The following is a 7,719-nucleotide window of genomic DNA, read 5'->3' as shown; positions in this document are numbered from 1 at the left end:
ACCTCTCTGCAATCCATCTCGGCAACTGTTTTTCTTTTCATCTGTAAACTGCGCTTTCTGATCGCACTTTTTTCAAAGGGCGCGTTTTTTTTCTAGCATAAGCCATAGTGGTGAACGGAAACAGGAAAAAGTGGGATAAAAACTACTGCGTACCAGGGACTAAATGAAGGCTATTATATTTGAAAATCAATAAAGTATAGCTATTAAGTGGACGCCATTTCCTGAACAGATAGGTTATTTTTAACTATCTATTCACCACTGTGTTAGGACTACGCACAAAAGAATTTAATCATTAAGTGAATAAGTAAAAATCTATACCTAATTCATTGAATAATCCAAATAGTTCATTGTGTAGCTCTACACGGTATTGACTAGAAAGAGTTGGAATCGTGATTTGGGCTTCATGATCTGTAATAGATATCTTTATAAAGGCTTTACCCGGATAACGTTTGACGGAAGATTCCAACTCATTGACCAACAAAGGTGTGATATGGTCTTCATTTAGCTTTAAATGAACCCCTTTTCCTATTCTTTCTCGTACCTCTTCTAATAAGTTAATCGTTTGCGGTTTAAAGGTTTGTGTGGTTTGGTTCCCATAACGGACAGCTACATTGCCTGTCAAGAAAAGTAATTTACCCACCTCTAATAGATGTTTGTATTTTAAGTAATCTTCGCCAAAAAGCGCAAAGTTTAGTGAGCCATGGTAATCATCTAATGTAACTAAAGCAAAGGGGTTTCCTTTGCTATTTTGTTTAATCGTACAATCGGTAAGTATGCCCGCTATGGTTACTGCTTTTCGACTAGCAGCTAATATATTTTGTGTGGTTACATTGCAAAAACTTTTGATATCCAATTTAAATGCATCCAATGGATGACCAGAAATATAAAAACCAACGAGCTCTTTCTCTATACGCAGTTGCTCCAATGGATCATAAGGAGAACAATCTACGGCTTCTGGCTTTTTGATTTGACTGTAAGAGCTAGCTCCAAATAGCGATTGAAGCGCTTCTGTTCGCTCTTTTTGAAGACGATTACGGTATTGTATTACTTTTTCTATAAAGCTGCTGCCCGATGCTTCATAGACATACTGCCTTCTATGTAGTCCCTCAAACGTATCAAAAGCACCCGATAAAGCAAGCGCTTCCATAGTTTTCTTGTTGACGCTTTTGAGTTGGAGTGACTCGACGAAATCAAAAATATCTTTAAAAGTACCTTTTTCTTTTCTTGCTTCTATAATGGCTGTAACAGCTGCTTCACCAGCTCCTTTAATCGCACCTAGACCAAACCTGATTGCTTTATCTAGCCCAGGACTAAAATTTACTTGGCTTTGATTGATATCAGGGCCCAATACAGATAGCCCTTGCTGACGACTTTCTTCCATAAAGAAAGCAATCTTTTCAATATCTCCCTGATTATGTGTCAATACTGCAGCCATATATTCGGTAGGGTAGTGGGCCTTTAAATAAGCGGTTTGGTAGGCAATCAGAGAGTAGGCTGCGGCATGCGAACGATTGAAACCGTACTGGGCAAATTTTTCCATGATCTCAAAAACAGCTAATGCTTTTTCTTTAGGCACTTGATGTTTTTCAGCGGCACCTGTTACAAAAATATCACGTTGCTTGGCCATTTCTGTTGCATTTTTTTTACCCATAGCCTTACGCAATAAATCGGCACCCGCTAGGGTATAGCCTGCCATGGCTTGTGCCGTTTGTATGATTTGTTCTTGGTAAATCATAATGCCATAAGTGGGCTTTAGAATGGCTTCTAAAAGGGGATGGGGATATTCAATCGCTTCTTTGCCATGTTTACGGGCAATAAAATTAGGAATAAACTGCATAGGACCTGGTCTATAGAGGGAATTCATCGCAATCAGCTCTTCCATCGTAGTGGGTTGCAGTTTAATCAGCCATTGACGCATACCCTCTGACTCAAATTGAAAGGTTCCTTTGGTATTACCCGCTTGGTATAACTTAAAAGTAATGGAGTCATCTAATGGAATGTTATCTATATCTATGGTAATGGCTCTGTTTGCCTTAATCAATAGGAGTGCATCCTTAATAATACTTAGCGTCTTTAAACCCAAAAAGTCCATTTTTAACATGCCCGTCTTTTCCAGTACCGATCCGTCATATTGGGTAACCAATAGGTCAGAATTTTTATCTGTTTTAAGAGGGATATGTTCTACAATATCGTTGGGTGCGATGATGATGCCAGCTGCATGAATACCTGTATGCCGCACCAATCCCTCTAATTTTTCAGCTAAATCTAATACTTTACCTTCTGGGGTAGTCAGGGCTTTTTTGATTTCAGCTAGTTCTTTTACCTCCTCAAAGGCTTCTGATAAGGTAATGCCTAATTTATCTGGGATCAACTTAGTCATATAGTTGGCCCGTGCCAAGGGAACGCCCAACACACGCGCCACATCACGTATGGCCGATTTAGCAGCCATGCTACCAAAGGTAATAATGGAGGCTACTTGGTTACGACCATATTTTTGAATTACATAATCAATGACCTTTTTACGACCCTCATCGTCAAAGTCTACATCTATATCGGGCATAGAGACCCGTTCTGGATTCAAAAAGCGTTCAAAGAGTAGGTTATAGCGCAGAGGATCTATTTTGGTAATCCCTATACAAAAAGCTACCAAAGAGCCTGCTACTGAGCCTCTGCCTGGCCCTACGATGACCCCTAATTGCACAGCTGCTTTAATAAAGTCTTGTACAATTAAAAAATAACCAGCAAATCCGGTTTGGGCAATAATGGCCAATTCGTAGTTTAATCTACTTTCTACTTCGCTAGAAATAGTAGCATACTTGGCTTGGGCTCCCGAAAAAGCCAAATGGCTAAGATAGAGATTGGGATCTGAAAATCCACTAGGAAGTTGAAAAATAGGTAGCAGCACATCACGGGCTAAAGAGGGTATTTCTATTTTGGCTATTAATTCTAGGGTATTCGAAATAGCTGCTGGGACATCTGCAAAAAGCAGAGCCATCTCTTCTGGGGATTTTAAAAAGAATTGATCGTTGCTAAAACGCATCCGATTGGGATCGTTGTAGTCTTTTCCCGTTTGTAAACAGAGTAATACGTCTTGGGCCAGACTGTCCTCTTGGGCAATGTAGTGGACATCATTGGTAGCAATGACTTTTACCTTATATTTTTCAGCCCAACGGAGTAATATGGCATTACAAATTTCTTGTTCTTCAATACCATGCCTTTGGAGTTCGATATAATAATCTTCACCAAATAGTGCCAACCATTCTAAAAATAGCTTTTCTGCAGCTTTTTCGCCATGTCGAATAATGGTTTTAGGAATCTCTGCACCTAAGCAACAGGTGGTGGCGATTAGCCCTTCTTTGTATTGTTTGAGTAAAGCTTTGTCAATTCGTGGTTTATAATAATAGCCTTCTAAAAAGCCTAGCGAACATAGTTTGGTAATGTTGTGATAGCCTATGGCATTTTTAGCCAGTAACAACTGGTGGTAACGGGTTTTATCTTTATGGTCGTGGCGATCGGGTGCCATGTAGAATTCGCATCCTATAATCGGTTTTACGCCTTGCTTGGCTGCTGCGGCTACAAAATGGGGTACCCCAAACATATTGCCATGGTCTGTAATGGCTAATGCATCCATGCCTAGCTGCTTGTTAGCCGCTACTAAACGTTCTACCTTGGCTGCGCCATCTAACAGGGAATATTCTGTATGGCAATGTAAATGGCAAAAGTTGTGCATGGTTAAAGAGGGTTATAGGCTGATTGTGCTATTCCATTTTATTTATTCTGGGTTTGCGCTTGGAGTTATTATAGCGTGCATCTTCTTTTTTGTTTCTAGGGTGATTTTTTGAATCTCTTCTCCTAAACTATGGCGCATTATTTCATTTATTTTTTGGCTTTCTTGTAACTCGCTCTGCAATAACTGTACAAAATTTTTCAAATGAGGCTCGTAGTATTTTTTTTCTTGCGCTGAGCACTCAAGAAATGCATTTTCCATTTTTTGATAAAAAGCTAAAGAATAATTCTGATTTTCTCGTGCTCTTACACGATGTTCATGGTTTGCAAGTTTAAGACCATCTTCGATAAGCTTGTATTGCTCTTTAATCACATTAATAAGTTGCTGAAATATAGGTTGGGATGGATTAATTTCTATCTTTATCTGGTTAGCATTATCTGCGCTCATCATGGCTGTTGCTTTCTGACCAAGGAGCCCTAACTTTTCTTGATAAACCTCATGAATATCTTTCACCAGCTCTGCTTGCGCTTGTATGGAATCGGCTAGAGCCTTGAGCTGCTTAAAAGGCAATTTAAGTCTCTTTTTGTCTATTGCATAAAGTCTGTCCCATTCAGCTTTTATTAACTGCTCAATCTGATCCTCGGATAGTCTTTGTTCGGGTGATGGCGTTTCTGTTTGGCTACGTAATTGTGTTTCGTATTGGTTAATAGTCTCTTTTCTCTTTGTTTCAAAAATTTTTTTAATTTCTTCTTTACTGGAATCCTCGGACTCTGTTCCAGCCGTAGGGTAAGGTGGTGCCGAAGGGGTAGGCATAAACGGCTGCTCAAGGAGATTTATCTGCGGTTTTTCATCATTTTCATCATTTTCATCATTTTCAGGTGACTCTGTCTGAGCGGTAGAGATGACCGGCTGCTGAATAAGACTTTCTACTTTAGGGCTTTCCGTAGGTGATTTATCTTTATTAGATGAACACTTACATCCTTGGGAGAAGACTGTAGTTAAACAAAATAAAGCGAGGATTTTACACAAATTTTTTATGTAACGCATGAGCTTAAAATTAAAAATAAGGCAAGGTTAAATAGATGGTGAGCCATTACCTTGAATTGCCTTGAATGAACGTATAACCATATAACTATACGTATCATAATAAAAAACGAAAGACAGAAATTTATGATAGAACTTCTTGGAATTACCTACAGCCACTTAGATTACAACCTCTTTTATTAAAAAAAGGTTTGAGAGACTAATTGGCAAAAAAAAAGATTGGCTAAAACTTTAAATCAATAAAGAAGTCAGGGTGAAAGTACATCCATGCCCAGCTGCTTGTTAGCCGCCATTAAATGTTCTAGCTTGGTTGTACTATAGAGCAGAGAATATGCTGTATGTCAATGTAAATAGCAAAAGCTCTGAAATTGAATAAAATATAGGTTATACTAGTCTAAATCTGGTTCTATCATCTGTTGTTTCTCTTCTGTCTTTTCTATGATGGATTCTTCAATCTTCTGAAGTATTTCCGCTTGTTTTTTTGCTGTTTCTAGCTTGACTTGTTGAATCTCTTTTACTATAGAATCGGGTATGAGCTGCTTAATGGCTTTTGTTTCCTCTAGGTTGCTCTTGCATAAATTTACCAAGTTGTTCAAAGAAGTTTGGAGGGCTTGTTTGTCTTCAGCTGAACATTGAAGGAATACTGTTTGCAGCACTTTACAACCAGACACAAGAATATTGTTCTGCACTTGGAGGAAGTAAAGACTTATATTATCTTTAGGGTCTATATAATCTCGTGCAATTGCAGATTGCTTTTGACATACCTCAATAAGGTTTTTTAAACTAGGTTCAGATATACTAGCTTCTATTTGAAGGTCTTTTTTGTCACCCTTTTCTAAAAGATTGTTCAACTGTGTTTCAGTTTCAGTTTCAGCTTCACTTATATCTTTTTGTAGCTTTTCTTTCCTTTCCATGGAAGCATATAGCCCCTGTTGCTTATCAGGAGGTAGTTTAAGCAATTTTGCTTTTAACTTAGCAATTCCATCATTGGTAATTTTTACCAATTCTTCGATTTGGTGCTTAGGTACTCCTGCTTTAGATAATTCTTCTTTGAATTTATCCATATTTTGATTTTGTTGCTCAGGTATTTTATACGTTTCTTGAACATTTTCTTGACTAGTATGCTGGTTTACTATTGAATTAGTAGATTTAGGTGGTGTGGCAGGGGTAGATATAAGCTTTTGCGCAAGTAGGTCTACTTCTTTATTTTTTAGCTCGTTTTCTGGCTTTTTATAATCGTTGTCTTTAGTATTTTCTACAGATACTTTATTATCTTTTTTATCATTTTGTGGGCCTGTTTGGTTAGGATTCGGCAATAGTGACCTGGAGGGACTTGGAGACATAGATTTGTTTTTATTAGAAGAAACCCTCCAAAAACATCCCTGACAAAAGACTATAGCTAAGCAAAATAAGGCAGAACGCTTAAACCAATTGATTATGTAAATCATAAACTTAAAATTAAAAATATAGATCATTACCAATCACCTTAAATGGGTGTGGACTCAGTGCTGTGGCAAGGTGATGCAGCAAAAGCAAAAACGTCACCTTGATAGGTACAATTGAGGCCAAAAAGCACTCTTTACAGCTGGAAAAACAGCATCGCTACCTTAGCCTCTATCTTAACTTTTCTTTTACTTCATCTGTAAGGGGTACTTTTCGCAACTCTGTATCAGAACTTGGTTTCTTGTTTACTTTTTTATCAAGCAAAAAGTAAGCTAAAAAAGCTTTTTACCCCATAATAATGGGTGAAAGACGGGATTCGAACCCGCGACCCTTGGTACCACAAACCAATGCTCTAACCAGCTGAGCTACATTCACCATAAAACTAGACCTATAGCCTTGATAGGGCAATAGAAAAAAGGCTACACAAATATAAAATAAAAAAGTGAATTGTATAAGCTATCTTTCCAGAATTTGATCAAAAAAAGGGTTTTTTGGCTGTTATGCTATGCCACCTCTGCAGCCTTTCTGCTGATGGCAATTTTTATAAGGAGTATTTTTTAGTTGTAGGTCTACCACAGTGCTGCACTGGGATAAATAGCACGAGCTGCAACAATTTGCTTCCTGGCTGTTGCTTGATGAAGTTGCTTGGTAAGCTTATTTACCATCTGAACCTTTTAGATCCTCCATAGATGCTTTAGATGCTGATACATCAGTTCGAATTTCTTGTGCGATTTTTTTTAGGGTTTGCATCCCTTTACGAACTCTTGTGCCAGCTGCTTTATTGTCCTTCTCATAGAACTTATGAAACTCATCCTCTAATGAGAGTATCAATGTTTTTAATTCTTCAAATCGGTTCATGATCATTAAATTATATAATGGCTATTTTTTATTACTAGATTATTTTTACTGTTTCAAAAGGCTACTATTTGCTTTTCTGGTTATTAATCTAATAAATTTTTATCAAATTATTCTGATCTACCTTGATAATTTTTGTCTGCGTTTAGAGCAGTCGTAAGTATTTGGTAATGTATAGATACGAGTCAAAATATGAAATTTTATTTCTATGATCTTTACATTTATAGTTTTCAGGTATATCATCCTCATAATATTCATCATCACTCGTCACTCGAATGAAGGTTAGCCCTTTCCTGATTAACCTAATCGTTAATTTCAGCTAACGCATCATCAGATAAAGGAATACAAAACTATTCATCATTAGACAAATATGTAATATTATAGATTTCTTTTTTATATGCATTACATTTATTTAGTAGACTTTTATTAGTAACTTCTTGTTCTTGTTCTTGTTCTTGTTCTTGTTCATTACATTGATGGACTTGATCGTCACTACTTGTGTCACTATCGCACCGGTTAAACAACTTTGTACCTAAATCATTGCTATCATTCTCTTCGTTTTCAAACAAACAATTCTTATTAAAGTCATAATTATTGTTGCTTTGTTCTTGATTATGTGAACCATTATAATCCGTTTCTGTTTCGTCTTC

General features: G+C 37.2%; 5 protein-coding genes and 1 tRNA gene. All 6 read right to left on the bottom strand.

All coding sequences use genetic code 11. The features are described 5' to 3' along the window. Positions 1 to 292 precede the first annotated feature (292 nt). Positions 293 to 3,730 (bottom strand): DNA polymerase III subunit alpha, encoded by a 3,438-nt coding sequence (gene dnaE / locus MUW73_RS03980; protein ID WP_243017848.1) that lies wholly within the window; start codon positions 3,728 to 3,730, stop codon positions 293 to 295. Positions 3,731 to 3,772: 42 nt separating this feature from the next. Continuing rightward, positions 3,773 to 4,774, bottom strand: coding sequence for a hypothetical protein (locus MUW73_RS03975; protein ID WP_243575281.1), 1,002 nt, complete (start codon positions 4,772 to 4,774; stop codon positions 3,773 to 3,775). Between the two features lie 386 nt (positions 4,775 to 5,160). Next, entirely contained in the window at positions 5,161 to 6,114 is a 954-nt protein-coding gene (locus MUW73_RS03970; protein WP_243575280.1) for a hypothetical protein, read from the bottom strand. A 400-nt stretch (positions 6,115 to 6,514) separates the two neighbouring features. Beyond that, positions 6,515 to 6,590 (bottom strand) — tRNA-His (locus MUW73_RS03965). Between the two features lie 278 nt (positions 6,591 to 6,868). Beyond that, positions 6,869 to 7,072, bottom strand: coding sequence for a histone H1 (locus MUW73_RS03960; RefSeq protein ID WP_243017844.1), 204 nt, complete (start codon positions 7,070 to 7,072; stop codon positions 6,869 to 6,871). A 347-nt stretch (positions 7,073 to 7,419) separates the two neighbouring features. Next, positions 7,420 to 7,719: hypothetical protein (locus MUW73_RS03955; protein ID WP_243575279.1), on the bottom strand; the 300-nt coding region annotated here is incomplete at its 5' end.

It is taken from the genome of Candidatus Cardinium sp. cByotN1 (genome assembly GCF_022810525.1).
In the GTDB taxonomy this organism is placed as follows: Bacteria; Bacteroidota; Bacteroidia; order Cytophagales; family Amoebophilaceae; genus Cardinium.
Note: the sequence above shows the minus strand (reverse complement) of the source record. Positions and strands in the feature narration are given on the sequence as shown.